21 protein-coding genes are annotated in these 26,553 nt (G+C 62.9%); 11 read left to right on the top strand and 10 right to left on the bottom strand.

The features are described 5' to 3' along the window. Positions 1–13: 13 nt before the first annotated feature. The 4 genes from ACR9ZN_RS03475 to ACR9ZN_RS03460 form a co-directional block, all read right to left on the bottom strand. Positions 14–1,963: a PrkA family serine protein kinase gene (locus ACR9ZN_RS03475; protein ID WP_481271369.1), complete on the bottom strand. Its 1,950-nt coding sequence runs from the start codon at positions 1,961–1,963 to the stop codon at positions 14–16. 400 nt (positions 1,964–2,363) lie between these two features. Beyond that, on the bottom strand, positions 2,364–2,837 hold the full coding sequence (locus ACR9ZN_RS03470) for a DUF411 domain-containing protein (protein ID WP_481271368.1): 474 nt from the start codon (positions 2,835–2,837) through the stop codon (positions 2,364–2,366). Then, positions 2,834–3,466, bottom strand: a complete 633-nt coding sequence (locus ACR9ZN_RS03465) for an SCO family protein (protein WP_481271367.1) — start codon at positions 3,464–3,466, stop codon at positions 2,834–2,836. The genes ACR9ZN_RS03470 and ACR9ZN_RS03465 overlap by 4 nt, the downstream gene beginning before the upstream one ends. Then, positions 3,463–4,479, bottom strand: coding sequence for a LysR family transcriptional regulator (locus ACR9ZN_RS03460; RefSeq protein WP_481271366.1), 1,017 nt, complete (start codon positions 4,477–4,479; stop codon positions 3,463–3,465). The genes ACR9ZN_RS03465 and ACR9ZN_RS03460 overlap by 4 nt, the downstream gene beginning before the upstream one ends. A gap of 90 nt (positions 4,480–4,569) precedes the next feature. Between ACR9ZN_RS03460 and ACR9ZN_RS03455 the strand changes: the two genes are divergently transcribed. From ACR9ZN_RS03455 to ACR9ZN_RS03445, 3 genes are all read left to right on the top strand, one after another. After that, the gene (locus tag ACR9ZN_RS03455) at positions 4,570–5,517 is read left to right on the top strand and encodes an MBL fold metallo-hydrolase (RefSeq protein WP_481271365.1); all 948 of its coding nucleotides are present in this window, start codon (positions 4,570–4,572) and stop codon (positions 5,515–5,517) included. Between the two features lie 13 nt (positions 5,518–5,530). Beyond that, positions 5,531–6,535, top strand: a complete 1,005-nt coding sequence (locus ACR9ZN_RS03450) for an alpha/beta hydrolase (RefSeq protein ID WP_481271364.1) — start codon at positions 5,531–5,533, stop codon at positions 6,533–6,535. A gap of 82 nt (positions 6,536–6,617) precedes the next feature. Beyond that, entirely contained in the window at positions 6,618–7,421 is an 804-nt protein-coding gene (locus ACR9ZN_RS03445; protein WP_481271363.1) for a CDP-diacylglycerol diphosphatase, read from the top strand. Between the two features lie 198 nt (positions 7,422–7,619). On the opposite strand, the gene ACR9ZN_RS03440 is transcribed toward ACR9ZN_RS03445, so the two are convergent. Continuing rightward, positions 7,620–8,003 (bottom strand): PaaI family thioesterase, encoded by a 384-nt coding sequence (locus tag ACR9ZN_RS03440; RefSeq protein WP_434961352.1) that lies wholly within the window; start codon positions 8,001–8,003, stop codon positions 7,620–7,622. Between the two features lie 389 nt (positions 8,004–8,392). Between ACR9ZN_RS03440 and ACR9ZN_RS03435 the strand changes: the two genes are divergently transcribed. Next, positions 8,393–8,767, top strand: coding sequence for an SPW repeat domain-containing protein (locus ACR9ZN_RS03435; protein WP_454817854.1), 375 nt, complete (start codon positions 8,393–8,395; stop codon positions 8,765–8,767). Between the two features lie 125 nt (positions 8,768–8,892). Here ACR9ZN_RS03435 and ACR9ZN_RS03430 read toward each other — a convergent pair whose 3' ends face one another. Continuing rightward, positions 8,893–9,849, bottom strand: coding sequence for a hydrogen peroxide-inducible genes activator (locus tag ACR9ZN_RS03430; RefSeq protein WP_481271362.1), 957 nt, complete (start codon positions 9,847–9,849; stop codon positions 8,893–8,895). Positions 9,850–10,207: 358 nt separating this feature from the next. Here ACR9ZN_RS03430 and katG point away from each other — a divergent pair, with 358 nt between their 5' ends. The 4 genes from katG to glyA all read left to right on the top strand — a co-directional run bounded on the left by katG (position 10,208) and on the right by glyA (position 18,819). Further along, complete coding sequence (katG, locus tag ACR9ZN_RS03425; RefSeq protein WP_481271361.1) at positions 10,208–12,412, top strand: catalase/peroxidase HPI; 2,205 nt, start codon at positions 10,208–10,210, stop codon at positions 12,410–12,412. A gap of 161 nt (positions 12,413–12,573) precedes the next feature. Further along, positions 12,574–14,391, top strand: coding sequence for an FkbM family methyltransferase (locus tag ACR9ZN_RS03420; RefSeq protein ID WP_481271360.1), 1,818 nt, complete (start codon positions 12,574–12,576; stop codon positions 14,389–14,391). A 387-nt stretch (positions 14,392–14,778) separates the two neighbouring features. Then, entirely contained in the window at positions 14,779–17,472 is a 2,694-nt protein-coding gene (locus ACR9ZN_RS03415) for a phosphoenolpyruvate carboxylase (protein WP_481271359.1), read from the top strand. 42 nt (positions 17,473–17,514) lie between these two features. Beyond that, positions 17,515–18,819 (top strand): serine hydroxymethyltransferase, encoded by a 1,305-nt coding sequence (glyA, locus tag ACR9ZN_RS03410; protein ID WP_481271358.1) that lies wholly within the window; start codon positions 17,515–17,517, stop codon positions 18,817–18,819. 80 nt (positions 18,820–18,899) lie between these two features. On the opposite strand, the gene ACR9ZN_RS03405 is transcribed toward glyA, so the two are convergent. The 3 genes from ACR9ZN_RS03405 to ACR9ZN_RS03395 form a co-directional block, all read right to left on the bottom strand. Beyond that, positions 18,900–19,943: an AbrB family transcriptional regulator gene (locus ACR9ZN_RS03405; protein WP_481271357.1), complete on the bottom strand. Its 1,044-nt coding sequence runs from the start codon at positions 19,941–19,943 to the stop codon at positions 18,900–18,902. 74 nt (positions 19,944–20,017) lie between these two features. After that, on the bottom strand, positions 20,018–20,137 hold the full coding sequence (locus ACR9ZN_RS03400; RefSeq protein WP_481271356.1) for a hypothetical protein: 120 nt from the start codon (positions 20,135–20,137) through the stop codon (positions 20,018–20,020). Between the two features lie 16 nt (positions 20,138–20,153). Then, positions 20,154–20,588, bottom strand: coding sequence for an isochorismatase family protein (locus tag ACR9ZN_RS03395; RefSeq protein ID WP_481271355.1), 435 nt, complete (start codon positions 20,586–20,588; stop codon positions 20,154–20,156). A 119-nt stretch (positions 20,589–20,707) separates the two neighbouring features. On the opposite strand from ACR9ZN_RS03395, the gene ACR9ZN_RS03390 reads away from it, so the two are divergent. The 3 genes from ACR9ZN_RS03390 to tkt all read left to right on the top strand — a co-directional run bounded on the left by ACR9ZN_RS03390 (position 20,708) and on the right by tkt (position 24,699). Then, complete coding sequence (locus ACR9ZN_RS03390; RefSeq protein WP_481271354.1) at positions 20,708–21,322, top strand: TetR/AcrR family transcriptional regulator; 615 nt, start codon at positions 20,708–20,710, stop codon at positions 21,320–21,322. A 146-nt stretch (positions 21,323–21,468) separates the two neighbouring features. Then, entirely contained in the window at positions 21,469–22,326 is an 858-nt protein-coding gene (locus tag ACR9ZN_RS03385; RefSeq protein WP_481271353.1) for a MipA/OmpV family protein, read from the top strand. Between the two features lie 327 nt (positions 22,327–22,653). Beyond that, positions 22,654–24,699 carry a transketolase gene (tkt, locus tag ACR9ZN_RS03380; RefSeq protein ID WP_481271352.1) on the top strand — a complete coding sequence of 682 codons (2,046 nt, stop codon included), beginning with the start codon at positions 22,654–22,656 and terminating at the stop codon, positions 24,697–24,699. Between the two features lie 186 nt (positions 24,700–24,885). Here the strand turns inward: tkt and ACR9ZN_RS03375 are convergent, their stop codons facing one another. Beyond that, complete coding sequence (locus ACR9ZN_RS03375; protein ID WP_481271351.1) at positions 24,886–26,442, bottom strand: B12-binding domain-containing radical SAM protein; 1,557 nt, start codon at positions 26,440–26,442, stop codon at positions 24,886–24,888. Positions 26,443–26,553: the final 111 nt, after the last annotated feature.

Raw genomic sequence — 26,553 nt, 5'->3', positions numbered from 1 at the left:
CACCCGGCCGGGATCAACCCGCCTTGTTTACACGCATGTACCAATCCACCAGTCGACGCACCTGGCGCTGGGTGTAGCCGCGCGCCTCCATGCGCTGCACGAACTCCGTATGCCGCTTCTCGGTCACGCTGTCCTGCTTGGAGCCGAAGCTGATCACCGGCAAGAGGTCCTCGACCTGGCCAAACATCCGCTTTTCAATGACTTCGCGCAGTTTTTCATAGCTGGTCCAGGCCGGGTTGCGGCCATTGTTCCTGGCCCGGGCGCGCAGGGTGAATTTCACCACCTCGTTACGGAAATCCTTGGGATTGGCGATGCCGGCCGGTTTTTCGATCTGGGACAGTTCCTTGTCGAGCACCTCGCGGTTGAGGACCTGGCCGGTATCGGGATCCTTGTAGTCCTGATCCTCCACCCAGGCATCGGCATAGGCGATGTAGCGGTCGAACAGGTTCTGGCCATATTCTGAGTAGGATTCGAGATAGGCCTTCTGGATCTCGTGTCCGATGAACTCAGCGTAGCGGCTTGCCAGCTCCGATTTGATGAAATCGAGATAGGCGGTTTCCGTTTCCTTCGCGAACTGCTCGCGCTTGATTGCCTCCTCCAGGATGTACATCAGATGCACGGGATCGGCGGCCAGTTCCTGGGTGTCGTAATTGAAGGTCTGCGACAGGATCTTGAAGGCAAAGCGCGTGCTGACGCCGGTCATGCCTTCATCGACGCCGGCGGCATCGCGATATTCCTGCACGGCCTTCGCCTTGGGATCCAGTTCCTTCAGGTTTTCGCCGTCGTAGATACGCATTTTCGTATAGAGCGGCGAATTGTCGAACTCGGCCAACCGGGTCGACACCGAGAAGCGGCTGAGAAGGTCGAGCACTTCCGGCGCGCAAGGGCTGCTGGCCAGTTCGCTCTCGCGCAGAAGCTTCTCGTAGATCTGCCTTTCCTCGGTGACACGCAGGCAATAGGGCACCTTGACCACCAGGATGCGGTCGAGGAAGGCTTCGTTGTTCTTGTTGCTCTTGAACTGCAGCCATTCCAACTCGTTGGAATGGGCCACGACGATACCCTGATAGGGGAAGGCGCCGAAATTCTCGGTGCCGTTATAGCTGCCTTCCTGCGTTGCGGTCAGCAGGGGATGCAGAACCTTGATCGGCGCCTTGAACATCTCGACGAATTCGAGCAGCCCCTGGGTCGTGCGGTTGAGCCCGCCGCTGTAGGAATAGGCATCCGGGTCCGACTGGCTGAAATGTTCGAGCTGGCGGATATCCACCTTGCCGACCAGGGCCGAGACGTCCTGATTGTTCTCATCGCCCGGCTCGGTCTTGGCAATGCCGATCTGGCGCAGCCGCGAAGGCACGAGCTTGACGACGCTGAATTTGGAGATGTCGCCCGACAACTCATCGAGGCGCTTGGTTGCCCATGGAGAGATCAGGCCGTTCAGACGCCGCCGTGCAATACCGTATTTGTCTTCCAGCAGATCGCCCATCCGGTCCGGATTGAAGAGACCCAGCGGCGATTCAAAAACCGGGCTTATCTTACCGCCGACCTTGAGCGTGTAGATTGGACGCTCCTCCATCAACTTCTTCAGCCGTTCCGCCAGGGAAGACTTGCCGCCACCGACAGGGCCGAGGAGGTAGAGGATCTGCTTGCGCTCTTCCAGTCCCTGAGAGGCATAGCGGAAATAGCCGACCAGACGCTCGATCGTATCTTCCATGCCATAGAAATCGGCGAAGGCCGGATAGGTCTTGACCGTGCGGTTGGCAAAAATCCGTCCGAGGCGCTCGTCCTTGCTGGTGTCGAGCAGCTTCGGCTTGCCGATCGCGTCGATCATCCGCTCGGCCGCGGAGGCATACATCGATTGGTCCTCGCGGCACGCGAGCAAATATTGCTGGAGGCTCATCTCCTCCTGGGCCGCGTTGGTATAAAGTTCCGCAAACAGGTCGAAAACGTCGCTGTTTCTCTCAGTCATGGCAGCCTCCCATGGTGGCTGATCGGGTTGACTGCGCCCTTGCTCACTCAACTGCAGGAAACCCGTAGAGTTCCGAGTGACTCACAAAGAACATCCGCTAAGATTGCGGCATATTATGGTAGTCTGGTGCCGGTAAGTATTTTTATCCAGAGTGCGATCGAAAAATTAATGTTCGTCGCCCGGCCACCTCACGCTTGTGGCTCTAGCCGCAAGTATAAATCGGCTGATCAACAGGGATCAATCTAACGCATCATCGTTGATTCGTCCGTGTGCATGCGCACCATTCACAGCCAAATCCGGTATCGATCGGTGGGCAATTGGAGCGAATGCTGCACTGCAGCCAACACGCCGCGGCAAAGCGACGCGACCGGAGCCGGAGACTGTCTTCGCGGGGCTGAGGTCAGCGATAGCTGGCAAAGACCTGGGTGGTGCCATCCTTGCGCAGCAGCAGGACGTCGTATGGCTCGGCATCGGCGCTGCCTTCTCCCATGCCGGGCGAACCGACAGGCATGTCGGGCGCCGCCAGCCCAACCGCGTCGGGGCGTTCGGAGAGCAGGCGTGCAATCTCGCGGGCTGGAACATGGCCTTCGACGACATAGCCCCCGATCAAGCCGGTATGGCAGGAGGCAAGATCCTGTCGCACCCCCAGCTGCAGCTTGCGCTGCTGCAGTTCGCTCGACGGGAGTTTCTGGACATCCGTCGTATAGCCTTCTCCCTGCAGATGGCGGGCCCACCCGATGCAGCAACTGCAGCCCTCGGTGGTGAGGATCTCGATCACGGGACCGGTGGCATGGGCGAGGCCGGGCAGAGAAACCAGTATCGCAATCGAAAGGCTTCGCAGAGGTTTCAGAACATATTTTCTCTTCATGTTCATGCCTTTGTCTCGATAATTCGACGTAGTTTCTGAAGCTTGGTCTCGCGCGGTTCATGCATGTCGAGCATGCTGGCAAACTTGCCGTCGGCACCCATAACATAGACGCTGGCGGTATGATCCATGCTGTACTCGCCACCTTCGATCGGCACCTTGCGGGCATAGGCCGCGAAGGCCTTCACCGCTGCATCCGTTTCCGCCCGACTGCCGCGCAAGGCCAGGATGCGTTCATCGAACGAGGTCATGTATTGCGCCAGCAGGCCCTGGCTGTCCCGTTCCGGATCGACGGTGATGAACAGGACGTTGAAGGCCCCGGCGGCGGGCCCGAGGGCACTCATCAGTTCGGTGAGATCGGACAGCGTGGTCGGGCAGACGTCCGGGCAATGGGTGAAGCCGAAAAAGGCGAGATAGGGCTTGCCGGCCAGCCGGGCATTGTCGATCACCTCTCCCTTGTGCGAGGTGAGCCGGAAGGGGCCACCCACCGCCGCCATGTCGATGACGGGCTTTTCGAGCGCAGACTGCTTAGGTTCGCCTTTCCATGCGTCCGGCAGCAGGGCATTCGCCCCGAGCAGGAGAGCGGCGACCGCGATCGCGCTCCAGGCGGCGACGCGGATGACTTTCAGGGCGATCATTGTGCCGGTTCCTTACGCGGGCGTTGCCCTGCCAATTCCAATACCAATTTCTGTCGTCTCATTCGCTTTGGTGCGTCCTGGGCCGCCGCCTCGAAGGCAAGGAGCGTATCGGCGACCTCGGCCCTGAACCAGGACGAAGCCGGATCCTGGTCGAGGCGGGATGACCACACCATCGAAACCGCCGGCAGCGTGAGATCGAGGGGAGCAGGGCCTGCCGTCAGGCCGAAGCGCGGTCCGTAAAGCTGTGCCATGCGGGTAGGGATCGTGGTGATCATCGGCGAGGCGGCGACGGTCGCCAGGACGCTCAGAAACTCGGACGATGCCGACACCACGTTGAGCTTGGCGTCGATGGCATCGAGGGCGGCCTCTAGACAGCCTTGCAGGCTGTCGGTCAGCGTGACCAGCGCATGCGGCAGCGCCAGATAATCGGCCAGGCTGATCGGCAGGTCGATATCGAGTCGGTCGGGATTGAAGACGCAACTCAAGGCCTGCTCGAACAGGAATTGTGCCTTGTGGCGCTGCGCAACGGCCTGGAAACAGCCGACGGCCAGGTCCAGCGTGCCTTCATCCAGCAGGCGATGAACCTCGTCGCTTCCCGTCTGCCGGCTGAGCAGCCTCAGGCCGGGTGCGGATCTGCGCAAGCGGGCCGTGAGCTCGGGTATCAGCAACAGCTCCACCTCGCTGGAGAAGCCGAGGCGGAATGTGCGCTCCTCCGTCGCCGGCTCGAAGGTGGAGGGCGCATGGAGAGCGGCTTGAATCTGCGCAAGGGCCACGCGAACCGGGTCGGCCAGGGCGAAGGCATAGGCGGTGGGCTGCATCACGGTGCCGACGCGGACGAAGAGTTCGTCCAGCAACAGCACGCGCAGGGTCGACAGGCTGTGGCTCATCGCCGGCTGCCCGACCTTGAGGCGGGCCGCCGCGCGCGTGACGCTGCGCTCCTGCATCAAGGCGTCGAAAGCCACCAAGAGGTTGAGATCGAAGGAACGAAGATCGAAATGGTTGATGTGCGACATGAGCCGTATCGATTTCTAATATGACATCGATAGCGCTAAATCCTGCATCGGACAATGCCGTCCTTCGAGGCGGCAGATGTGGAGCAGGATATGGAACAGGACACGGAACAAGCCCTCGGATCCTATCGGGTCGGCGCAGCCACCATCACCAAGATTCCGGAGTTGGCCCTCGAGGGGATCGATGCCGCTCTTCTCTATCCCGAGTACGATTCCGAGGCGGGAGCCGAGGAAGTGCGAAAGCTGGGCCCGGGATCGGTCGACCGGCAGACGGGGCTGTTGCGCCAGAGCGTTCACGCCTGGCTGGTCACCACCCCCGATCGGATCATCCTCGTCGATACGGCTTCCGGCAACGACAAGGAACGCCCCGGCCTGGCAGTGCTGCATCATCTCAATGAGCCGTTCCTCGAGCGATTGAGTGCGGTCGGCGTTGCTCCGGGTGACGTCGATCTGGTGCTGCTGACCCACATCCATGCGGACCATGCGGGATGGAATACGAGCAAGCTCGGAGAGCGATGGATCCCCACCTTTCCGAACGCCCGTTACGTCTTTTCCGCCCGCGAGCGCGCTTATAACGCGGCGCTCGCGGCGGCGACGGGCTCGGATGCCGCGATCCGGGCCGAAGCAAGCCTGGGGCCCATGGCTCGCCTGCCGCTTCCGGGCGTGTTCGAAGACAGCGTGGTTCCCATCCTCGAAGCAGGGCTTGCCCGTGAAATCGTGGTGGATGGTTCGGAAGTGGAGGAGGGCTTCTCCTTCTTTCCCAGCCCAGGGCACAGCATCGACCATGCTTCGATCGGCTTTCGCTCGGAAGGCGAATACGCCCTGTTCTGGGGCGATGTGCTGCATCACCCCCTCCAGGTCGCCAGACCGGATTGGAACTCGACCTATTGCGAATTCCCGCAGGCGGCCACGGCGTCACGCCAGTGGGCGCTGAACCATGCCGCCGAGACCGGCGCCCTCGTGCTGACCACGCATTTCGCCGAGACCTCAGCGGGCCGCGTCCGTCGTGACGGCAGCGCCTTCAGCTGGCAATTCGTCTGATAAGGAACCTGTCATGACTTCAGCCGATACCCTGTCGATGCCGCGCATCATTGCCCGGACCCTGCTGATCGCAAGTGATACGCCGGGCATCCAGTTGCAACTCCTCAACAAGCGACCGGACGGTGTGAGCACGTTCAGGTCCGAGCGCACTTTGGTGATGATGCATGGCGCCACCTTTCCCTCCGCGAGCCTGTTCGATGTGCCGGTAGGCGAAGGCTCGTTCATGGATGTGCTGGCCCGCGCCGGATACGATGTCTGGGCTGTCGACGCCCGGGGCTATGGCGGCTCCACCCGTTTGCCCGAGATGGAACGACCGCCCGAGGACGGCGTTCCCCTGACGCCGGCCCATACGGCAGTCCGGGACCTCGCCGCCGCGGTCGACTTCATCCGTAGCGAGCGCGGCATAGCGCGGCTCGGTTTGCTCGGCATGTCCTGGGGGGCGACGGTGGCCGGCATTCTTGCCAGCCAGCCGGATGCGCCGGTCGAGAAACTCGTGCTGGTGACGCCCCTCTGGCTCTCGGAAAAGCCGGTGCGCATCGATGCGGGAGGGCCGCTCGGAGCCTATCGCCTGGTGAGCCCGAAAGCTTTCGAGGCGGCATGGAAAAGCCCGGCACCGGAAGAGGCGAGAGGGACATTGATACCCGAGGGCTGGTTCGAAACCTGGGAGAAGGAGACGCTCGCGACCGATATGGGCTCGCCCATGCCCGGCACGATCAGGGCGCCCTCCGGTGCCGTGCAGGACGTGCGCGAGCATTGGACCGCTGGCAGGCCGCTCTACGACCCCTCGGACATAGGCTGTCCGGTGTTGCTGGTCGGTGCGGAGTGGGACATCGATGTCCGGTTCGACATGGCGCATGATCTGTTCGTCCGCCTCACCAAGTCGCCCTGCAAGCGCTTCGTCGAGATCGGGCAGGCGACGCATATGGTGCTCATGGAAAAGAACCGGGGGCAGGCCTTCGATGCGGTGATCGGCTTCCTTAATGAAGGTTTCATGCGGGGCGATTACTTGGCTCGGTAGCAGGCGGGCATTGGCGCGAGCTTGGCCTGCTCTGGTTTACGGGTCGGGTCGCCGAGATCGGCGGGCCCAAGGAGGCGAAAGCATGAGGGCGAGTGCGATCGGCTGGCGCAGAACCGGGATGACTCTCGCCATCCTTGCCACACTGGCCGGCCTCGTCCTTTTTTTCTTTCTCTCGCGCTTTCTCGATCCCGATGCCCTCTGGAAAATCGTCAACGGGCAATGCGTGCCGGAACAACAGCAGCAGGCCGAGCGCCGGCATTGCGCCGAGGTCGACATCAGCAAGGGTGTGGATCGCGGTTTCGCCGTACTCAAGGACAATGCCCCGACAAAACCCTACAATTATCTGCTCATTCCGACGAAACGCATCACCGGGATCGAGGATGCGACCCTCCTGGCGCCCGGTGCCGAAAACTATTTCGAGCATGCCTGGGCCGCGCGGTCCTATCCCGGCGCAATCCTCAAGCGCGACCTGGATTGGAATATGGGCGCGCTTGCCGTGAATTCGGCGAAGGACAGATCCCAGAACCAGCTTCATATCCATGTCAGCTGTGTCAGGGCGGGCATTCGCAACGCCCTGAAAGACAATGAGGCGAAGCTTTCGGAAGGCTGGGTGCCCCTGAAGCCGACAGCGTCCGATCCTTCTTATCTCGTTTTCAGGCTGAAGCGGGACAACCTCTCCGGCTTCAATCCATTCCAGGCGGTTGCCGACGGCATTCCCGAAGCCAGGGCCGCGATGGGCTTTCAGACCATCGTGGTGGTCGGTGCGGTCTTCAGGGATGGAAGCAGAGGCTTCTACATCCTCGGCCGCCGTCGGGAGGATGGTGCGCCGGCTCATGGCGAGGACCTGATCGACCCGACTTGTCAATCGGTGAAGCAGGCGCAATAGGGTGGTTCGAGGGCGCTGCACAAGACGGGCGCAAGCTCTATGTCGAAATGAGTTTCGCCCTTATGGAAGCCGACCAGGGCATCCTTGGTTCCGTCTCGGTGGCGCGTGGCGTCACAGAGAGGATCGAACGGGAACGGCAAGCGCGGCCCGATAGAGAGGTTTCAGGCGCCTGGAGCCACCAAATCCAGGACATGGCACTCAATCGACGATGCCGTCCCTGCCTTCGATCGCCATGAGCGTCGCGGTCAGCACGGCGGTCAGCCGTTCCTTGCCCTCGCTCTGCGCAAAGACTTCGGCCTGTGCCAGCGTCAGCGTGCGCCCGGCCTTGACCACCTTGCCGCGCGCCACGATACGCTCGCCCGCCGCCGGGGCCAGGAGATTGATCTTGAACTCGACCGTCAGCACGCCCTGGTCCATCGGCATCAGGCTGAGGGCAGCATAGCCTGCCGCGCTATCGGCAATGGCGCTCACGGCTCCGGCGTGAACGAAGCCATGTTGTTGAGACACCGCGCTGCTGGGCACGAGAGCGATCTCGACCCGGCCCGGCAACACGCCGGCCAGCGTTGCCCCGAGCGTATCCATAAGGCCTTGCTTTGCGAAGCTGGCCCGAATGCGGGCTTCGACCCGCGGGATTTCCAGTTCCGTCACCTGGCCTCCATTCGGATAGTGCTCGATGGGGCATTATCCATGATGCGTCTCGCTGGCACCACATTATTTGAAACTCAGCCGCTGATGCCTCGATGAAGTCGTACAAGAACATGCTTCCGGCCTACCGAAAATCCTGATCGGAAAACGTCTTGCATTCTACGTTGGATGGGCCGGCCAGGATAATAAGACGCATTGAAGTTACTGGGCTTTCTTGAGATAATGATGCCAGTGCAAAGAACGCCTGCCGAGGATGTTCTCAAGCAAGGCACGGTTGTCCTCGCGGGCGTTTGAGCAAAGCTCATGACCTTGAGAGGAGGCGCATTATGGCAACGTTCAACGTCATGGGGCCCTTGGGGCTTTTGCAACACCGACGCTGGGAGGACATCGCCTCGATGATCCTCGGCGTCGCGATCGTCATCTCTCCCCTATGGTTCGGTAGCACCGAAACGCCCACCGTGATGCTGGTCACGGCCCTGGTGGGCGCGGCCGTCGTGGTGCTTGCCGGGCTGGAGGTGGTGTTCCTGCGGCGCTGGGAGGAAATCTTGTCGCTCGCCTGCGGTCTGTGGCTGGCAATACAGCCATTCGTGTTCGCCTATGGTTCACCGCTGCGCAACTGGCACATCGTGCTTGGGGCGCTCGTGGCCATACTCGCGATCCTGGAACTCTGGCAGGATCGCAATCGCGATATGGCGGCGTAGGTTGCGTCGGCAGCGCGATAGGGCCGGGTCTCTTGTGGGCCCCGGCCTGTTCACACGAGTGTCCTCGACCAAACCCGGATTATGCTCTGGCGCTCTTGCCGCGACTAAGGGGCTCCAAGGATCAACTACGAGGCGTGGGACCCGGCAGGTGCAAGCAGCAAATCGGACAGGCTCTGGTCGTGGCGCAGTCTCAACAGATCGGCCGCATCGCGTACCACTTTCGAGATTTCCAGGAGTTGTTTGACGAGGGGGCTGGTCTTGCGCCAGATCATGCCGATGGTGCGCGAGGGTTGGGGATCTGCGAAACGGGCGATGGAGACATGCGCCGAGCGTGTTTCCATCGGCATGGCCATTTCCGGGATCAAGGTGACCCCGATACCGGCCCCGACCATTTGAACAAGTGTCGACAAGGAACTGCCGTCCAGCAATTCGCGCGTCCGCAGGGATGGGGCATTGCAGAAGGCGAGCGCCTGATCGCGGAAGCAGTGACCCTCTTCCAGCAAGAGCAGCCGCATCTCGCTGAGCATTTCCCGGTCCGGCACCGGCTTTCCCTCGTCCTCACTCGGCCTCACCAGCACGAAGCTTTCGGTGAACAACGCGACCTCGTTGAAGGACGGCTCCGATACCGGCAAAGCGACGATGGCGGTATCGAGACGCCCGTCGATGAGTTCCTGGATCAGTCGGGGCGTCACAGTCTCGCGCACATGGATGTCCAGGCCCTCATGCGAGCGGGCGAGATTGCCGACGAGGGTCGGCAGCAGATAGGGAGCAACCGTCGGGATGATGCCAATGCGCAGCGGCCCGACCAGCTGGTCCTGCCAGGCTTGGGCCAGGTCTCCCAACGCCTCGACTGCGCGCAGAATGTCGCGGGCCCGTGTGGCGAACTCGTTGCCGAAGCTGGTGAGCCTGATCTGGCGCGCGCCTCTTTCGAACAGCGCCAGGCCCAGGCCTTCCTCCAATTCCTTGATCTGCATCGACAAAGCGGGCTGGGAGATCGCGCACGCATCCGCCGCCCGGCCGAAATGGCTATGCCGGACCAGTGCCTCGACATAGCGCAACTGCCGGAGCGTCAGATTTTTCATAAGCTGGCCTTATCGCAATAATCGGAAAAGCTGACTTAAACTGATGAGAGAACTCTAGTAAAGCTCTAAACGGGGGCGATGAGGCGAGTCGGATGTGACCCAGATTCCGCGTTGTGATCCCCGAGACATGCCGCCTCGAAGGCGCACAGAATTCGGGTGGCTGCGATTAATGTCGTTTGCAGGGTGTTCTATTGCGGTCAAGCGGTCGGCGAGAAGCCATACCGCGTTCGTGAGCCACTCTCTCATGGGCCACTTTGTCATGGACCATGACACGCAATTGTCTTTCTGAGACGCGATAGTTCCTGGCCAAAGTCCTTGGCCAAGCGAATTTCATCAACAAGAACCATTGGAGACGATCATGGACGGAAGCGATACGCCGACCCCCGGCAAGTGCCCGGTTGCGCATGGGGCGCGTCCCGGCTTTGAGGTTCGCTCGAACCGAGACTGGTGGCCGAACCAGCTGAACCTGAAGATCCTGCACCAGCATTCTGCCCTGTCCAATCCGATGGGCAAGGCGTTCGACTATGCTGAAGAGTTCAAGAAGCTCGACCTTGCCGCGCTGAAGCAGGACCTGTTCGCGCTGATGACGGATTCGCAGGACTGGTGGCCGGCCGATTTCGGCCATTATGGTCCGCTGTTCATCCGCATGGCCTGGCACAGTGCCGGCACCTACCGCACCGGCGACGGGCGCGGCGGGGCCTCCTCGGGCACGCAGCGCTTCGCCCCCCTCAATTCGTGGCCCGACAACGTCAATCTCGACAAGGCCCGCCGCCTGCTCTGGCCGATCAAGCGCAAATACGGCAACCAGATCTCCTGGGCCGATCTGATGGTCCTGACCGGCAATTGCGCCCTGGAATCGATGGGCTTCAAGACCTTCGGCTTTGCCGGCGGCCGCGAGGATGTGTGGGAGCCCGAAGAGGACATCTACTGGGGCACCGAGAACGTCTGGCTCGACGACAAGCGCTACACCGGCGACCGCAATCTGGAGAACCCGCTCGCCGCCGTGCAGATGGGCCTGATCTACGTCAATCCGGAAGGGCCGAACGGCAATCCCGATCCTCTGGCGGCGGCGCGCGACATCCGCGAGACCTTCGCCCGCATGGCGATGAACGACGAGGAGACGGTGGCGCTGATCGCGGGCGGCCATACCTTCGGCAAGACCCATGGTGCCGGCGATGCGGCCAATGTCGGTCCCGAGCCCGAGGCGGCCGGCATCGAGCTGCAGGGCCTGGGCTGGCACAACAAGTTCGGCACGGGCAAGGGGGGCGATGCCATCGGCTCGGGCCTTGAGGTGACCTGGACCTCGACGCCGACCAAATGGAGCAACAACTTCTTCTGGAACCTGTTCGGCTATGACTGGGAGCTGACCAAGAGCCCGGCGGGTGCCCATCAGTGGCAGCCCAAGCACGGGGCGGGTGCCGGCTCGGTGCCGGATGCGCATGACCGCTCCAGGCGCCATGCCCCCTCCATGCTGACCACCGACCTGGCGCTGCGTGTCGACCCGGCCTATGAGAAGATCTCCCGGCATTTCTTCGAGAACCCGGAGGCCTTCGCCGACGCCTTTGCCCGGGCCTGGTTCAAGCTGACCCATCGCGACATGGGCCCGCGCGCCCGCTATCTCGGCCCGGAGGTTCCGGCCGAGGAGCTGATCTGGCAGGATCCGCTGCCGGCTGTCGACCATGCCCTGATCGACGAGAAGGACGCGGCCGATCTCAAGGCCAGGATCCTGGCTTCGGGCCTGTCGATTTCCGAACTCACCGCCACGGCCTGGGCCTCGGCCTCGACCTTCCGCGGCTCCGACAAGCGCGGCGGCGCCAATGGCGCGCGCATCCGTCTCGCCCCGCAGAAGGACTGGGAGGCCAACCAGCCGGCGCACCTGGCCAAGGTGCTCGCCACGCTGGAGGAGATCCAGCAGGGCTTCAATGCGGCGCAGGCCGGCGGCAAGAAGGTCTCGCTCGCCGACCTGATCGTGCTGGGCGGCAATGCCGCGGTCGAGCAGGCGGCCAAGCAGGCCGGCCATGAGGTGACGGTGCCCTTTGCACCGGGCCGCACCGATGCGAGCCAGGAGCAGACCGATGTGGAATCCTTCGCCGTGCTCGAGCCGGTGGCGGATGGCTTCCGCAACTATCTGAAGACGGACTACAGCGTTCCGGCCGAAGGGCTGCTGGTCGACAAGGCCCAGCTCTTGGGCCTGACGGCGCCGGAGCTGACGGTGCTGGTCGGGGGCCTGCGCGTGCTCGACGCCAATGCCGGCGGTAGCAAGCATGGCGTGCTGACCGACCGGCCAGGGGCGCTGACCACCGACTTCTTCGTCAACCTGCTCGACATGGGCACGGCCTGGAAGGCGACCTCGCCGGCCGAGGACGTGTTCGAGGGCCGCGACCGCGCCACGGGCGAGGTGAAGTGGACCGGCACCCGCGCCGACCTGGTGTTCGGCTCCAACTCCCAGCTGCGGGCGCTGGCCGAGGTCTATGCCAGCCAGGATGCCAACGCCAAGTTCGTTACCGACTTCGCCGCCGCCTGGACAAAGGTCATGAACGCGGATCGCTTCGATCTGGCGTGATCACCGTGAAGGTTGCCTGGCTCCGTCGGGAGCCGGGCACAGCATGGAAAGCCACCCTCACAAAGGGTGGCTTTTCGCGTTCAGGGCAGGCTTTCTGGTTGCCGATGCTGCCGATATGCTCCAGTGGCGAATGAAGCGCGGTGCGAGGATTGCAGATGCCGATGTCCGATTTTCTCAAGGACCTGCTGGCGCGGTTCCCGCTCGAGCTCGGCTGCGGGGAGGTGGGAACCCTCAGCGAGTCGGCCCTGGATCATCTCGACTGGCGCGTGCGGGAAGCTGCCGCAGCGGGGGCTTTGCGCAGCCTGGAGACGGGAACCGGCCATACCACGCTTCTGCTCGCCCGCTACGCCAGATGGCACAGCGTCTATGCCGGCGGCGAGCAGGCCACATTGCCGGCGGGCAGAGGCTTCACGGCGGAAAACATCACCTGGATCGACGGCCCGGTTGCCAGAGCCATGCTGGTGCAGCCGCCGCAGGAGGAAGTCGACATCGCCGTTCTCGGCGGCGCCGACGGCTATCCGGCGGCCGATCTTGCCTTCGCCGCCATCCGCGAGCGGCTGAAGCCGGGCGCCTTGCTGGTGATCTCGGACATCCGCATCCCCAGCGTCCATCAACTCTATCGCTTTCTTCTGACAGACGACGCCTTCCAACTCGACAAGGTGGCCGTTACCACCGCCTTCTTCCATTACCGGTCGGGAGCCGAGGCCAAGGGGCTCGCCGCAACCTGGTGGCAACAGCGCCATAATGCCCAGCTCTTTCCGGCTTTCGAGGCGGGAGCGCTGGAGGTTGGAGCGAGCCTGCCCGTGCGGCTGGCCTTCGATGGCGTGCTGCATCGCCGCTCGCCCCACCTTCTGCGCGGCTTTGCCCTGGAGGATGGCCGTCCGGTCAGCGAGGGTCGCGAATCCCATCTCACCTTGAAGTTCGCCGAGCCGCAAACGGGAAGGCGGCAGGTCGTCATCGAGCTCGAGCCGATGGCGGTCTCAGCGCGGCGGCAGGCAGGGCTTGCGCCGGGTGTCACGATCCGCGTCGGGTCCTGGGAGGCTGCCTCGATCCGGTTCGAGGATGACCGGCGTCTTGCGGTCGCGTTCAGCCTGGATCCGAAGTCGGAGGACCGGCTCGACCTCGTCTTCCAGCACGAGGGCCTGCCCATGGCCGACAGGAGCCTGAACGGCCGGCAATGCAATTTCCGCCTGCACGCTCTCAAGGTTTCCGCCGAGCGGGCGGATGCACCGGTCAATCTCGTGCAGCGGGTCGACGGCTCCGTGATGTCGTTCGATCAGGCTGGCCGGCGCTTTTCCTTTTTCGTCGATGATCTCGGCGATTCCGTGCAGAACTTTCATGTCCACGGCCGCTTCTACGAGCTCGATGATCTCGAAGCGCTGCGAACCTTGGTTGGCAGCAAACCACGTATCCTGGAAGTCGGCGCGCATGTCGGCAACCACACGGTCTATTTTTCCCATTTCTTCGACGCAGCCATCGTCGTGCCTGTGGAACCCAATCCACGCTCCCAGGCGATCCTGCGCCTCAATTGTCAGCTCAACCATTGCCGGAATGTCGATCTCAGCCGCGTCGATCATGCGCTCGGAGCGAAGGCCGGGCGGGGCAGGGTGGTCGCGGTGGCGGACCACAATTCGGGCGGAGCAATGGTCGAGCCCGGGAATACCGGCCCTCTTGTGATTGTCAGGGGTGACGACCTTTTCGCGAGTGAGGATTTCGACCTCGTCAAGGTCGATGTCGAAGGCATGGAGTTGGAGGTCCTCGGCGGTCTCGACGGCCTGATCGAGCGCTGCCGCCCCCTGCTGTTCATCGAAGTTCGGGACGACCATGAAACGACCCTGGAGCGCCTGCTCGCCTCCTGGCATTATCGGATCATGCGGCGAAGCCGGATGTATGAAGGGCTGACGAACGTCGTTGCGCGCTTCGAAAAGGAGGAGGAAGCCTCCCCGCCGCGACGTTTCGGCTGGGTGTTTCGCCGTTGATCCTGCCATTCTTTCTCGTCGTCCCTCTATGATTGAGGGGATGAACGCGTGGCGGCAAGAAATTCTCCTAAAATACTATAATGTATCACCATAATTATTTGAAAATATTAGCTATTTAATAAAATTTTTGTAATGAGACATGATGCGGAGCCATTGGTGTGGCTGGCCACGAGTAGGCGCGGCCACAGTCTTGCACCATCCGGGCGGCCAGTCTTTTCACCACCCGAACGAACAGGATTTCTACCCGTCCGGGCGTTTCCAACCGCGGCAAAACGCGATCTGCTAAGCCAACCAAAAATCCCCAGGACGAAGCATTCGGGGGAACAGGCAAGAGGCCGGTGTCGGGCTGCCTGCGGTATCATGGATAGATGACGGGGGACGCCTTGGATGGATGAGAGCAGGCCACTCAGTTTCCGCGAGGACGTGCGCAGCCTGCTGTTCAGGCTGCTCCTTTCTGTCGTCAGTGAACGCGAGCCTTCTCTGGCCGCGGTGCTGGCCGGCACCGAGCCTCTGGATAGGCTCGACAAGAAGCAGCGCATCTGCGCGCTGCAGGCGACCGGAATCTGGTTCCAGCTCGTCGCCATTGTCAACGAACTCCTCGCCGTGCGCGCTCGGCGCGAGCTCGAACAGATCGGCGGCGCCGACGAAATCGTCGGCTCCTTTTCCAACGTGCTGGGCGAGATCGCCGCCGCCGGCTATCCGGCCGAGGAAGTGCAGGCGGCGCTCGACCAATTGTGGGTCGGGCCGACCATGACGGCACACCCGACCGAAGCCAAGCGGGTCACCGTTCTCGAGATCCACCGGCGCATCTATCGCAAGCTCACCGAGCTGGAACAGCATCGCTGGGCGCCGCGCGAGCGCGAGCAGCACGTCAACGACCTCGCTAGCGAGATCGAGCTGCTGTGGATGTCGGGCGAATTGCGGCTCGAACGGCCATCGGTCGAGCGCGAAATCGCCTGGGGCCTCCACTTCTTCCGCGAGGTCATCTTCGAGGCGACGCCCCGGATCTACGAGACGGCCAAGGAGGCACTGGGGCGCCACTACCCGGAATATGACCTCAAGGTACCCTCCTTCCTGCATTTCGCCTCCTGGATCGGCGGCGACCGCGACGGCAATCCCAATGTCACGGCCAAGACCACGGCCTATGCACTCGATGCTTGCCGCCAGGCCGTCATCGGCTGGTATATTCAGCAGGTGCGCCGCCTGGTGACCTTGCTCAGCGTCAGCGCCAACGTCGTCGACATTCCCGAGGATTTCGGCCAGGCCCTGGCGCGCCTCCTGAGCTCGACGGGCACGGCATCGGCCGTGACGGCACGCAATCCCGGGGAGCCCCTGCGCCAGTTCGCGGCGGGCATGCTGGAGCGTCTGCGCGCCCTGCGCAGCGAGTCTCTCGCCGAGCCCTATGCCCGGGCGGATGCCTTCAACGCCGATCTCGGCGATCTCGAAAACGTCCTCATCAAGCTTGGCGGCTCGCTGACGGCGCGGCGCCTCATTCGCCCCCTGCGCCAGCAGGTCGAGAGTTTCGGCTTCCGCACCGTCTCGCTCGACATCCGCCAGAATTCCACGGTCATCAATCGCGTGCTGGCCGAGTTATTCGGCCAGATCGCGGCAGACGCGGTGCTGCAGCCAGAAACCGGGCAATGGAGCACTCGCCTGCGTTCCGAGCTGCAATCAGGCAGGAGACCAACGCTTGATCGGGCAACCTTGTCCGACGAAGCCCGGGAATTGCTCGACCTCTTCGACGTCATCCGCGACGCGTCGGTGGATCCGAGCACAGGCGCCATCGGTGCCTTCATCCTGTCGATGACACGCTCCTGCGACGACCTGCTCGCTGTCTATCTGCTCGCCCAATATAGCGGCCTGGCCACGGCCGCCGACGGCAGCGGCACCATCAACCTGCGCGTGGTGCCGTTGTTCGAGACCATCGCGGATCTGCGCGCTGCCCCCGACATTCTCGACCAATTGTTCGGGATTTCGATCGTGCGCCGATCGGTGCGCGAATTCGCCAACCGCCAGGAAGTCATGCTCGGCTATTCCGACAGCAACAAGGATGGCGGCTTCCTCGCTTCCAACTGGGAGCTGAGCAAGGCCCAGCGGCGCATCGCTGCGCTGGGTCTCAAGCGCAAGGTCAAGATCAGCTTCTTCCATGGCCGCGGCGGCTCGGTCAGCCGTGGCGGGGCGCCCACCGGCCGCGCCATCGCGGCCCAGCCGGCCGGGACCATCGACGGGGTCATGCGTGTGACCGAGCAGGGCGAGGTGGTGTCGTCGAAATTCGCCAATCGTGGTACCGGCCTCTACCAGCTCGAGATCCTGGCCGCGAGCGTGTTCGCCCACTCTGTCAAGTCGCGCAACGAGAGCGAGCTCAAGGATATCCCCGAGTTCAACGAGGCCCTGGAAGCGCTGACCGGCATGTCGCAGGCTAGCTATTCCGGCCTGATCCGCGAGCCCGGCTTCATCGACTATTTCAACCAGGCCAGCCCGGTCGAGGAATTGTCGCTGCTCAAGATCGGATCGCGCCCGGCGCGGCGCTTCGGCGCCCGCGACATCTCGGATCTGCGCGCCATTCCCTGGGTCTTCGCCTGGAGCCAGAACCGGCACCTGATCACCAATTGGTATGGCATCGGCAGCGCGCTCAACTCCTTCGTGGGCGTTCGCGGCGATGCCGGCCTCGACCTCCTGCGTCAGATGTTCGAACGCTCGCGCTTCTTCCGGCTCGTCGTCGACGAAGTGGACAAGGGGCTCTACCAGACCGACATGGAGATCGGGCACCTCTATGCCTCGCTGGTGCAGGACAACGAGGTGGGTGAACGCATCTATCGTAAGATCGCGGCCGAATATGACCTGACCCGCAAGATGATCGGCGAGGTCAATGGCGGACTGGCCCTTTCGGAGCGATTTCCCTCTTTCAAGCGCCATTTCGACCAGATCCGCCCGCAGATGGATGCGATCCACCGCCTGCAGGTTCAGCTTTTACGGGAAGTCCGCACCCAGGACGGCAAGTCCGCCAGCCCCAAGCGGGCGGTCAATGCCCTGCTGCTTTCAATCAACTGCATCTCAGCCGGGCTCGGTTGGACCGGCTGACGATGGTTATCAGCGCCTCCGGGCGTCACAAGGGAGAGTTTCATGGATAGCCCCGTCAGATCCGGCAGCACGGATACCGGCCATTTCTTTCGCGATACCCTGTCCAAGGCCGATCCGGCGGTCAGCGGCGCCATCGGCCGCGAGCTTCATCGCCAGCGCGAGGAGATCGAACTGATTGCCTCCGAAAACATCGTCTCCAGGGCGGTGCTGGAGGCGCAGGGCTCCGTCCTTACCAACAAATATGCCGAGGGCTATCCCGGGCGCCGCTACTATGGCGGCTGCCAACACGTCGACGAGGTCGAGGAACTTGCCCGCGAGCGGGCGCGGCAGTTGTTCAACTGCAGCTTTGCCAATGTGCAGCCCAATTCGGGCAGCCAGGCCAACCAGTCGGTGTTCATGGCCCTGATGCAGCCGGGCGATACTTTTCTCGGCCTGAACCTTGCCGCGGGTGGCCATCTCACCCATGGTGCGCCCGTCAACCAATCGGGCAAGTGGTTCAACGTGGTTTCCTATGGCGTTGACCCCAAGACGCATCGGATTGATCTCGACGAGGTGCGCGCCCTCGCCAAGACCCACCGGCCCAAGCTGATCCTGGCCGGTGGCTCGGCCTATCCGCGCATCATCGACTTCAAAGCCTTCCGCGAGATCGCCGACGAGATCGGCGCCAAGCTGTTCGTCGACATGGCGCATTTTGCCGGCTTGGTTGCAGGCGGCGTCCATCCCAATCCACTCGACCATGCCCATGTGGTGACCACCACAACGCACAAGACCCTGCGCGGCCCGCGCGGCGGCATGGTGCTGTCGAATGACGAGGACATCGGCAAGAAGATCAATTCGGCGGTCTTCCCCGGCCTGCAGGGAGGGCCCCTGATGCACGTCATTGCCGCAAAGGCCGTCGCCTTCGGCGAGGCGCTGACGCCCGAGTTCAAGACCTATGCCGCCAATGTCGTTGATAACGCTAAGGCCCTGGCGGAGGGACTGTCCAGTGGCGGCGTCGACATCGTGTCTGGCGGTACCGACACCCATCTGATGCTGGTGGATCTCACCCGCAAGAACCTCACCGGCAAGGCGGTGGAAGCCGCGCTCGGACGCGCTCACATCACCTGCAACAAGAACGGTATTCCGTTCGATCCCCAGGGACCGATGGTCACCTCCGGCGTACGCCTGGGCACGCCGGCCTGCACGACCCGCGGCTTCATGACCGAGGAGTTCAGGCAGGTTGCACGCCTGACGCTCAAGGTGATCGACGGTCTTGCCGCCGATGGCGAAGAGGGCAACGGCGCCGTGGAAACCGGCGTGCGCGAGGAGGTGCAGGACCTGCTCACCAGCTTCCCGATCTATGATTGAGGCTTGAGCGACAGGCAAGTTAGGGCGCTCCAATCCCGATTCTTGGCTTAACTCGTCCAAGACCGGGATTGGCAGCCCAGCTAGTCGGGATCGACCGGCCCGGCCTCGGAAACCGGCCGGCCGAGCGTATCGGCCACCCATCGCGCCACGCTCGGGCCGATGACCAGCACGATGATCAGCCGAACCGTCTGCAAGGCCATGACGAAGGGAGTGTCGACATGGGTCGAGGCCGCGATGATGGCGGCCGCATCGACCCCGCCCGGGCTGGTGGCGAGATAGGCCGTCAGCGGATCGACATGCAGGAAGATCACGAGCAGCCAGGCCAGAAAACCGCAGAAGGCCATGAGAAGGACGGTAGCGCCCACGCTCGGCAGCAGGGCCCGGGCGGCGGCGGCCAGGATCTGCGGGGTGAAGCGCAGGCCCGTGTTCCAGCCGATCAGCGCATAGCTTATGATCAATGCGATCGGCGGCAATTCGATCCGGACCCAACCCAGCACATTGAAGAGCGCGCCGAGGGCCAGGGGCCCGAGCAGCATGCCTGCCGGGATGCGCAGGAGGCGGCCGAGGCCGCCGCCGGCAAGCGCGATGGCTGTCGTGGCCAGGAGATCGGCGAGCGCCATCGGCGGGAAGAAGCCGGTCGCGAAGCGGCCGCCACCGCCCTGCACGAAAAGGAGGGCGACCAGCGAAGCGGCCGCGGCCACCAGCACCACGCGCAGATATTGCATGAAGGCGACGAGGCGGAAATCGGCACCATAGGCTTCCGCCATCACCATCATCACGGTGGCGGCGCCCGGCAGCATGCCCCAGACGGCCGTGTTGCCGGCGATGATGCGCAAGCGGCTCATGCTCCATCCGATCAGCATGCTCGCAGCGACGGCAAGGCCGACCACGACGCAGAATACCGGCCACTGCCGAGCAAGGCTGGCAAGGATCGTTGGATTGATCGCCTGGGCAATGAGGCAGCCGATCACCATTTGTGCTGCAGCGGTCAGGGGTGGAGGAACCTTGACCGATCCGCCCGCCATCTGGAGCAGGACACCGGCGGCCAGGGGCCCGAGCATGAAGGCAGGGGGAAGCTTCAACCCTTGCAGCAGGGCCGCAAGCAGGATGGAAGAGGCCAGCAATACGGCCCAACGTCGAGCCGGCGGTGCGGATTGAAGGGAGAGTCGGGCAAGGCCCGGCCATCGAGCCGGGCGCTTCATGACTGCAGCGAGACCTCGTCGGCCTTTGCCACGCGGGCGAGCAGCGGGAAGATGCGTTCGAAGGCGAAGGCGTGCATGTCGGCAGCGCGGCCCGCGCAGGCATCCTCCACCAGCACGACGGCATAGCCGTGCTCATGGGCAGCGCGGGCGGTCGAACTCGACGCCGATATTGGTGGCGATGCCGCCGATGACCACGGTGGTGATGCCGCGACGCCTCAGCTGCAGGTCGAGTTCGGTGCCGTAGAAGGCGCCCCATTGGCGCTTGGTGATCCGAAGATCGGAGGCTTCTGCAAGGCCGTCGGCCAGATCAGCCCAGCCGTCGGGAAAACCGCCGGGCGGTATTTTCATCGGCTGATCGACCGCCCCCCTGGGCGCGTCGCCGAAATCCGGAGAAAAGGCGACATTGACGAGAATGACGGGGGCGCCAGCGGCGCGAAACCGCCTGGCCAGGAGTTGCCCTCTGGCAAGCACGTCCGAGCCGGAATAGGGCTCGGTCGGCGTACCGACAATGCCCTTTTGCAGATCGATCAGAATGAGGGCCGTGGTGCGGGCGGGTAGGGCGAGCATGGAACCATCCTTTCGCCGGGTTCTCGACCGTCCTGGGCCGGGTTGCGCCGTGCGGGGAAGGTCGCTATTTATTTGAGGAACTACTCAAGCAACATATCTATTTGAGGATGGACTCAAATTTGTCAAGCCAGAAACGCAAAACCCTGGCGCCGCAGCGCGAGGTCGGCCGTCAACGCGTGGCGGAACTGCTGGAGGCGGCGGCGCAGGTGATCCAGGAGCGCGGGTTCGAAGCGACGACGATGGCGGAGATCGCCCTGCGCGCCGATGCCCGCATCGGCTCGCTCTATCGCTTCTTTCCCAGCAAGGACGCGGTGGCGGATGCCCTGATGGACCATTATGCGGCGGTCCTTGCCGCGGCCTATGACGCCGTGCGCGACCAGGCGGGACGTGTCACGCCGGAGGAACTGGCGGACCTCCTGATCGAGCTCCTGGTAAAGCTTCATCCCAAGGCACGGGCCGTCACGGCCTTGTTGGATTCGAGGACGGATTGGACGCAGATCCGCCTCCGCTTCCGCGCCCAGGCTCTTGCCGGCGTACGCGTAGCGCTGAAGGCCAACGCTCCAGGCCTGGCCGAGGCCGAGGCGGACGATATAGCGGCGGTCGTGCTCAACAACATGAAGACCATGGTCGGCATGATGCGCAGGGATGCGCCCACGACCCCCGGTGCTCCCGACCAGCTCAGATTGATGAACCGTCTCTATCTGGCAGCCAGCTTGGCGCCCGCACGGCCATGATGATTGATAATCTGGGCGCGCCGTGGCTCTCTCTACCCTGGCGCAATCGCATCATGCCCACGAAATCTTAAACCTCTAACCTGATTTTGCTTGTCAAGGCGATGGAAGGTACCGCAAGTACGATCCAGTTTGAGGATGCCGCGTCCATGCGTTCGAGTGTGTTGCCCGTTCTAGCTTTCCTTGGTCTGGGTGCCGGTTCGCTCGTCTCCGGCTTGCCGGCGCATGCCGATGAACGCTCTCCCTATTCGGTACTGAACTTCTCCTCGCAGCCTGATACCGGTCCGGACTGGATCGTGACATTAGGCGTTGGGGTTCAGTACGGGCCGACCTATGAAGGCGCTTCGAAAACCAGCGTCACGGTGCTGCCCTCCGATTTCGACATCAGGCGCGCCGGGGAAGCGCCAGGCTGGGGCGCCCCCGACGATGCGTTCTCCTTCGCCTTGTTGGAGAGCCATGGCTTTGCCATCGGGCCCGCGGCCGATTTCCGCGGTGGCCGCTCACGGTCGGATGAGCGGGACCTCACCGGGGTGCACACGGTACCCGCGACGCTGGATGCCGGCCTGTTCATGGAATATTGGCTGATCGAGAACCAGTTGCGTGCCCGGGCGGAGGTACGCCAGGCCCTGCGGGCGGGACAGGGGTTGGTCGCTGATTTCTCGGCCGATTGGGTGCTGCCCTATGGCGCCTTCACTTTTTCCATAGGCCCGCGCCTGTCGGTCGGCAACGGGACCTATATGCGCTCCTCCTTCGGCGTGACGGAGCGCGATGCCCTGCGTAATGGGCAGGTGATACCCTACGACCCCTCGGCCGGCATCAAGGCCTATGGCGCCCTCGCTTCGGTTTCCTATCAATTCTCGCCAGCCTGGAAGGCTACGGTCTACGACAAGTTCGAGCGCCTGACGGGCGATGCCGCCGACAGCCCGGTCACAAAGCGCTTCGGTTCGGTCAATCAGAACACGGTCGGCCTCAGCCTGAGCTATTCCTTCGGCCTGAAGTTTCGCTAGAACGCGCTTTACGCCAAGACTTGTTGAGATTCAGGCTTCCCATTGAAGACTGATTACGATTCAAGCTTTGGGTGGAACGATTTGTACTGCCCCCCACGCGCCTACCATGAGTGGAATGTCGATCGTGACTTTCGCGCTGCTTTCCAGGCGAACTTCAGGATGGGGGCGGTGGTATTCAGCCCAGCCAAAAAGACAATGAGGGTTCGTCATCAAGCGACTAGGTTACCAGATTATAGTATGAACGAATGTTGCCGTATCTGCGCGATAAGGCAACGCGGTTGACAGGCTTGCTGTCGCGCAATCACCTCATTGAGAAGGATCGTGCTTATGGATGAAGCCACTTCAACCGCGACACCGAAGACGGTACCTGCCCCGCGTGACCAGCATCTCCGCGACATGGCAGATTGCATCAGGTTCCTGTCGATGGATGCCGTGCAGAAGGCCAAGAGCGGTCATCCCGGCGCGCCCATGGGCATGGCTGACATCGCCACTGTCCTCTACAAGGATTTCATGACGTTCGATGCGGCGGAGCCCCACTGGCCCGATCGGGATCGCTTCGTTCTCTCCAACGGCCATGCCTCGATGCTGCTCTACAGCCTGCTTTACCTGACAGGCGAGAAGGACATGCCGATCGAAGAGCTGGAGCGTTTCCGCCAGGTTGGCAGCAAGACACCAGGTCACCCCGAATACGGCCATGCCGCCGGCATCGAGCTCACCACTGGACCTCTTGGGCAGGGCATCGCGGATTCGGTCGGCATGTCTCTGGGCGAGCGCATCCTGAACGCGACCTTCGGCGACGATCTGGTCAACCATTACACCTATGTCTTTATGGGCGATGGCTGCCTGATGGAAGGCATCAGCGAGGAAGCGATCTCGCTGGCCGGCCATCTCAAGCTGGGGCGGCTCATCGCCTTCTGGGACAACAATTCCATCACCATCGACGGGGCGACCAGCCTCGCCGTGTCCGACAACGAGATCGAGCGCTTCCGGGCCTCCGGCTGGCATGTTCAGGAGATTGACGGCCATGACACCGACGCCATCCGCGAGGCGATCACGGCCGCCCGCGCGGTGACGGACAAGCCGTCGATGATCGCCTGCAAGACGATCATCGGCTTCGGCTTCCCCACCAGGGCCGGCACGCAGAAGGCCCATAGCGATGCGCCAGGGGAAGAGGAGATCGCCGGTGCCCGCAAGATACTGGGCTGGGACTCGCCGCCCTTCGTGATCCCCGACCACCTCCTGAAGGCCTGGCGCGACATCGGCTCGAAGGGAGCAAGCGCTCGCGCCGCCTGGCTGGAGCGTGTCAAGGCCACGCCGGAGCCGCTGCGCGCGGAATTCGAGCGCCGCCACAGGGGCGAACTGCCGGCAGATTGGAAGAGCGCCATTGCCGCCGCCAAGCAGGAGTTCATCGCTGGCGACAAGGGCATGGCAACCCGGCAGGCGAGCGGCGCCGTGCTCGAACACCTCGCCAACGCGATCCCCGAATTGCTTGGCGGCTCGGCCGACCTCACGCCCTCCAACAACACGAGGACCAAGAGCCAGGTCGAGATCAGGCCGGGCGCCTATGCCGGGTCTTACGTCCACTACGGCGTGCGCGAGCATGGCATGGCGGCTGCGATGAACGGCATCGCGCTGCATGGCGGCCTCGTCCCCTACGGCGGAACCTTCATGTGCTTTTCGGATTATTGCCGCCCAGCCATCAGGCTTGCGGCGCTGATGCGCATCCGCACGATCTTCGTGATGACGCATGATTCGATCGGTCTGGGCGAGGACGGCCCCACCCATCAGCCTGTCGAGCATCTGGCGGCGCTGCGTGCCATCCCGCATCTGGGTGTCTACCGCCCCGGCGATCCCGTCGAGACGGCCGAATGCTGGGAACTCATTCTCGATCAGCCGCGCCGTGCCGCACTCATCGCACTGTCACGCCAACCCATGCCGCTGCTGCGCCGGGAGGCGAGCCTGGAGAACAAATCCGCCCGCGGTGCCTATGTCCTGCTGGAAGCCGAGGGCGGAGCGCGCAAGCTGACCATCCTGGCGACAGGTTCCGAACTGCATCTCGCCGTCGAGGCCCGCGAAATCATGCAGCAGGAGGGAGTGCCCACGGCCGTTGTCTCCATGCCCTGCCGCCTGCTCTTCGAGGAGCAGAATCTTGCCTACAAGAAGGCGGTGCTCGGCGAAGGGACCGCGCGCGTCGCCGTGGAAGCAGCGGTGGAACTCGGCTGGGAGCGCTATCTCGGCTTCGAGGGGCGCTTCGTCGGGATGCACGACTTCGGTGAATCCGGCAAAATCGACGATGTCTACAAGAAGTTCGATATTACGACGGATGCTGTCGTTCGTGCCGCCCGTGCTGTCGTCAGCGGCGATGGTTCGTGAAACGGCATAGGTCTAAGTGACCGCCAAAGTGGCTGAGAACGACCCAGCGCAAGAAGCCTTTGGCTCCTTGCCTTGTGCTGGCGTTTCCTCGACTTCTGACCGCGCGCAATTGCCGCGCGGTCATTGGACGTCCGTCAGCACAAATCTGTCCAAGCAAAGCTTCGAAACCATAGCTGACGACACGTCCTAGAACGAGTTGACGATCCGGCCCGCCCGCATGTCGCTGATCATGGTATGGGCGTGGTAATGCATGGCGCATTTGATCGCATAGATCTGCATCACCACCGGCGACTGGCGACGCTTGAGCATCGTCCACAGGCGCTGGCGATAGACCCGCCGCAGTTCCTTCTGGGGCACCCGGCGCATCAGACGCAGGAAGATGCCGGCGGCTTCGAGCATCCACATCAGGTTGAGCTTCGCCAGGCGCAGCGGATGGCGGCGCAGATGCCGCAGCCTGGAGCGCTCCGGCTTGATGCGTTCGTCGAGATAGAGCGCGTCCAGCCGGTCGAAAAAGGCCTGGGGCTGGTGAAGATCGGCCATGACCTCCAGATAGCCGTCGCGCAGTGCCTCGCGGCTCAAATTAAGAGGGATGACATTGGTGCCGTAGGGCTGCCGGTCGGAGAGATCGAGACGGCCTTCCTTGGCGAGCCGAGCGTAGAGCGGCGTCTTGGGAATGGCGGCGAGCATGCCGACCATGGCGTTGACGATGCGGGACTCCCGGATGAAAACGCGCTGGGCTTCGAAGATGGAGGCATCGTCGCTGTCGAAACCCAGGATCATGCCACACCATACCTCGATGCCGCTGCGCTGGATGGTGTGGACCTTTTCCAGCATGGTGGCGCCCTTGCGCACGTTCTGCAGCTTCTTGGTCTCGCGCAAAGCGGCTTCATTGGGTGTTTCGATACCGATGAACACCACGCGGATATTGGCGTCCACCATCAGTTCCATCAGTTCGGCATCGTCGGCGAGGTCGATGGAGGCTTCGGTGACGAAGGTCATCGGATAGTCATGCGCGACCTGCCAGGTGACGACGTCGCGCAGCACTTCCTTGATCGCCTTCTTGTTGCCGATCAGATTGTCGTCGACGATGAAGGCGGTATCCATCCCGGTCGCCAGCAGCGCCTCCAGTTCGGCGATGACCTGCCGGCTGGTCTTGATGCGGGGCTTGCGGCCAAACACCACGATGATGTCGCAGAACTCGCAGGTGAACGGGCAGCCGCGCGAGAATTGCACGCTGCCGACCGCATAATCGTCCATCTTGAGGAGATCGAAGCGCGGCACCGGCACCGTTGACATATCGGTCTTGTCGGCCTGCTCGTAACGACGGGCATGGCGATTATGGACCCAGTCATCCAGAAAGCGTGGCCAGCTCTCCTCGGCTTCGCCGATGAAGGTGACGTCGGCGTCGTCGCCAAAATAGTCCTCGCTCACCGTGATCCAGGGACCGCCGACCGCTACGAAGCACTTGCGACGCTTCAACTCATCGAGGATCTCGCGCATGCGGAAACGCTGCACGATCATGCCGGTGAGGCCGACGATATCGGCCCGGGCGCAGAGCTCATAGTCGATTGCCTCGACGTTTTCGTCGATCAGGGTGACGGTGTATTCGGCCGGTGTCAGCGCCGCCAGCAAGGGCAGGCAGGCGACCGGCAGGTTGGCCTTGGCATCGAACAGGGGCAGGGCATGTTCCAGGCCCCAATAGGAAGCCTCGAAGCGCGGATTGATCAGCACGATATGGGCCATGTTCGTCACCGTTCGGTGGAGTTGAGGGAGATTCTTGCGGCTATTCCATCATTTCGTTTGGTTCAGGGGGCAGTCCGGGCAGTCTGAGAGGAGACGAGTCGGGCGCGCCTC

This window comes from Labrys sp. HAY1-8F, assembly GCF_056754975.1.
This window is presented reverse-complemented; position numbering and strand designations above follow the sequence as displayed.

Coding starts and splice junctions, on each gene's coding strand:
- ACR9ZN_RS03475 (WP_481271369.1), bottom strand. CDS start 1,963: ATGACTGAGAGAAACAGCGACGTTTTCGACCTGTTTGCGGAACTTTAT.
- ACR9ZN_RS03470 (WP_481271368.1), bottom strand. CDS start 2,837: ATGAACATGAAGAGAAAATATGTTCTGAAACCTCTGCGAAGCCTTTCG.
- ACR9ZN_RS03465 (WP_481271367.1), bottom strand. CDS start 3,466: ATGATCGCCCTGAAAGTCATCCGCGTCGCCGCCTGGAGCGCGATCGCG.
- ACR9ZN_RS03460 (WP_481271366.1), bottom strand. CDS start 4,479: ATGTCGCACATCAACCATTTCGATCTTCGTTCCTTCGATCTCAACCTC.
- ACR9ZN_RS03455 (WP_481271365.1), top strand. CDS start 4,570: ATGGAACAGGACACGGAACAAGCCCTCGGATCCTATCGGGTCGGCGCA.
- ACR9ZN_RS03450 (WP_481271364.1), top strand. CDS start 5,531: ATGACTTCAGCCGATACCCTGTCGATGCCGCGCATCATTGCCCGGACC.
- ACR9ZN_RS03445 (WP_481271363.1), top strand. CDS start 6,618: ATGAGGGCGAGTGCGATCGGCTGGCGCAGAACCGGGATGACTCTCGCC.
- ACR9ZN_RS03440 (WP_434961352.1), bottom strand. CDS start 8,003: ATGGATACGCTCGGGGCAACGCTGGCCGGCGTGTTGCCGGGCCGGGTC.
- ACR9ZN_RS03435 (WP_454817854.1), top strand. CDS start 8,393: ATGGCAACGTTCAACGTCATGGGGCCCTTGGGGCTTTTGCAACACCGA.
- ACR9ZN_RS03430 (WP_481271362.1), bottom strand. CDS start 9,849: ATGAAAAATCTGACGCTCCGGCAGTTGCGCTATGTCGAGGCACTGGTC.
- katG (WP_481271361.1), top strand. CDS start 10,208: ATGGACGGAAGCGATACGCCGACCCCCGGCAAGTGCCCGGTTGCGCAT.
- ACR9ZN_RS03420 (WP_481271360.1), top strand. CDS start 12,574: ATGTCCGATTTTCTCAAGGACCTGCTGGCGCGGTTCCCGCTCGAGCTC.
- ACR9ZN_RS03415 (WP_481271359.1), top strand. CDS start 14,779: ATGGATGAGAGCAGGCCACTCAGTTTCCGCGAGGACGTGCGCAGCCTG.
- glyA (WP_481271358.1), top strand. CDS start 17,515: ATGGATAGCCCCGTCAGATCCGGCAGCACGGATACCGGCCATTTCTTT.
- ACR9ZN_RS03395 (WP_481271355.1), bottom strand. CDS start 20,588: ATGCTCGCCCTACCCGCCCGCACCACGGCCCTCATTCTGATCGATCTG.
- ACR9ZN_RS03385 (WP_481271353.1), top strand. CDS start 21,469: ATGCGTTCGAGTGTGTTGCCCGTTCTAGCTTTCCTTGGTCTGGGTGCC.
- tkt (WP_481271352.1), top strand. CDS start 22,654: ATGGATGAAGCCACTTCAACCGCGACACCGAAGACGGTACCTGCCCCG.
- ACR9ZN_RS03375 (WP_481271351.1), bottom strand. CDS start 26,442: ATGGCCCATATCGTGCTGATCAATCCGCGCTTCGAGGCTTCCTATTGG.